The 3,100-nt window shown below is 58.2% G+C and carries 1 tRNA gene and 2 rRNA genes (1 of these 3 only partly in view); all 3 read left to right on the forward strand.

The annotated features are described in order from the left end of the window. Positions 1-2,739: ribosomal RNA gene (locus tag CR162_RS21440) — 23S ribosomal RNA — on the forward strand; it begins 3 nt to the left of the window's first position. Between the two features lie 124 nt (positions 2,740-2,863). Beyond that, positions 2,864-2,978, forward strand: a 5S ribosomal RNA gene (rrf, locus tag CR162_RS21445). Positions 2,979-3,022: 44 nt separating this feature from the next. After that, positions 3,023-3,099: transfer RNA gene (locus CR162_RS21450), tRNA-Met, on the forward strand. The last annotated feature ends 1 nt before the right edge of the window (position 3,100 follow it).

Raw genomic sequence — 3,100 nt, forward strand, 5'->3', positions numbered from 1 at the left:
GAGTATGAGAAGGGCGTTCAGTGGATGCCTTGGCGCCAAGAGGCGATGAAGGACGTGGCACGCTGCGAAAAGCCGCGGGGAGATGCGAGCGATCGTTGATCCGCGGATGTCCGAATGGGGAAACCCCTCCCGATGGGAGATCCCGGCCTGAATACATAGGGTCGGGAGGCAAACCCGGTGAACTGAAACATCTCAGTAGCCGGAGGAAAAGACATCAACAGAGATTCCCCGAGTAGTGGCGAGCGAAAGGGGACCAGGCCAGTGCCTCATCAACGTTAAGCCGAACGGTCTGGAAAGTCCGGCCATAGCGGGTGATAGCCCCGTAGGCGTATGGCTTTGATGGGGTCTTGAGTAGGGCGGGGCACGTGAAACCCTGTCTGAACGTGGGGGGACCACCCTCCAAGCCTAAATACTCCTTGGCGACCGATAGTGCACAAGTACCGTGAGGGAAAGGTGAAAAGCACCCCGACAAGGGGAGTGAAAGAGACCTGAAACCGAACGCCTACAAGCAGTCGGAGCCCCCTTGTGGGGTGACGGCGTACCTTTTGTATAATGGGTCCGCGAGTTTCTGTTTGCAGCGAGCTTAAGCCGTTAGGTGTAGGCGCAGCGAAAGCGAGTCCGAACAGGGCGCTGAGTTGCAGGCAGAAGACCCGAAACCGAGTGATCTAGCCATGGCCAGGCTGAAGGTGGGGTAACACCCACTGGAGGGCCGAACCCACGCCTGTTGAAAAAGTCGGGGATGAGCTGTGGCTAGGGGTGAAAGGCCAATCAAACTCGGAAATAGCTGGTTCTCCGCGAAATCTATTGAGGTAGATCGTCAGGCGAACACCGCCGGAGGTAGAGCACCGGAAGGGCTAGGGGGACCCAAAGTCCTACCAAACCCTACCGAACTCCGAATGCCGGTGAGTGCTACCTGGCAGACAGACAGTGGGTGCTAAGGTCCATTGTCGAGAGGGAAACAGCCCAGACCACCAGCTAAGGCCCCCAAATGATGGCTAAGTGGGAAAGCATGTGAGACGGCCAAAACAACCAGGAGGTTGGCTTAGAAGCAGCCATCCTTTAAAGAAAGCGTAATAGCTCACTGGTCTAATAGCTGTCTTGCGGCGAAAATGTAACGGGGCTCAAGCCATCTGCCGAAGCTGTGGATGCATCCGCAAGGATGCGTGGTAGCGGAGCGTTCCGTAGGCCTGCGAAGGGAGACCCGTGAGGGCTTCTGGAGGTATCGGAAGTGCGAATGCGGACATGAGTAGCGACAAAGAGGGTGAGAACCCCTCTCGCCGAAAGTCCAAGGGTTCCTGCGCAAGGCCAATCCGCGCAGGGTGAGCCGGCCCCTAAGGCGAGGGCGACAGCCGTAGCCGATGGAAACCAGGTGAATATTCCTGGGCCTGTCAGAAGTGACGAGTGTGAACCGTAGTGGGTCCTTATTGGATTGGACGTGCTGCCGGATCACTCCAGGAAACAGCTCTGACATCATAGACCGTACCCGAAACCGACACAGGTGGACTGGTTGAGTATACCGAGGCGCTTGAGAGAACCATGCTGAAGGAACTAGGCAAATTGCTCGCGTAACTTCGGGATAAGCGAGACCCCTCATTGGGCAACCAGTGTGGGGTGGCACAGACCAGGGGGTGGCGACTGTTTAGTAAAAACACAGGGCTCTGCGAAATCGAGAGATGACGTATAGGGTCTGACGCCTGCCCGGTGCTGGAAGGTTAAGAGGAGGTGTGCAAGCACCGAATTGAAGCCCCAGTAAACGGCGGCCGTAACTATAACGGTCCTAAGGTAGCGAAATTCCTTGTCGGGTAAGTTCCGACCTGCACGAATGGCGTAACGACCTCCCCACTGTCTCCAGCATGGGCTCAGCGAAATTGAATTCCCCGTGAAGATGCGGGGTACCCGTGGTCAGACGGAAAGACCCTATGAACCTTTACTGCAACTTCGCAGTGGCACCAGGAAGGGGCTGTGTAGGATAGGTGGGAGGCTATGAAACCGGGGCGCCAGCTTCGGCGGAGCCATCCTTGAAATACCACCCTGCGCCTTTCTGGTGTCTAACCGAGCCCCATCATCTGGGGCCGGGACCCTGCGTGGTGGGCAGTTTGACTGGGGCGGTCGCCTCCCAAATGGTAACGGAGGCGCGCGATGGTGGGCTCAAGCCGGTCGGACATCGGCTGTTGAGTGCAAAGGCATAAGCCCGCCTGACTGTGAGCGCGACAGCGCGAACAGAGACGAAAGTCGGCCTTAGTGATCCGGTGGTCCCGCGTGGAAGGGCCATCGCTCAACGGATAAAAGGTACTCTAGGGATAACAGGCTGATCTCCCCCAAGAGTCCACATCGACGGGGAGGTTTGGCACCTCGATGTCGGCTCATCGCATCCCGGGGCTGGAGCAGGTCCCAAGGGTTCGGCTGTTCGCCGATTAAAGCGGTACGTGAGCTGGGTTTAGAACGTCGTGAGACAGTTCGGTCCCTATCTGCCATGGGTGTTGGAGACTTGCGAGGATCTGTCCCTAGTACGAGAGGACCGGGATGGACGTACCTCTGGTGTACCAGTTGTCGCGCCCGCGGCATCGCTGGGTAGCTAAGTACGGAACGGATAACCGCTGAAGGCATCTAAGCGGGAAACCAGCCTCTAAACGAGGTCTCCCCGAGGGTCGTGGAAGACCACCACGTCGATAGGCCGCAGGTATACGCCTGGCAACAGGCTCAGCCGAGCGGTCCTAATCACCCGAACGATCTCATCCACACACGCCGTGACCTGAAACGGTCACACCGCACGCAGCACCAATCCGCACTCACCACAATCACTCAACGATATCACCCCATCAGACCACACCATCCGTGTGAAAAAAACGCTCCGGCTCGGTGGCCCGGTGGCCATCGCGTGGCTGCCACACCCGATCCCATCCCGAACTCGGCCGTGAAACGCCACAGCGCCCATGGTACTGCATCTCAAGATGCGGGAGAGTAGGTCGCCGCCGGGCCACCCAGCCGGAACGTCACATCACACACAACACCACACCACCACCGCGGGGTGGAGCAGCCCGGTAGCTCGTCAGGCTCATAACCTGAAGGTCACAGGTTCAAATCCTGTCCCCGCATCCAA

Source organism: Teichococcus rhizosphaerae (genome assembly GCF_002631185.1).
In the GTDB taxonomy this organism is placed as follows: Bacteria; Pseudomonadota; Alphaproteobacteria; order Acetobacterales; family Acetobacteraceae; genus Pseudoroseomonas; species Pseudoroseomonas rhizosphaerae.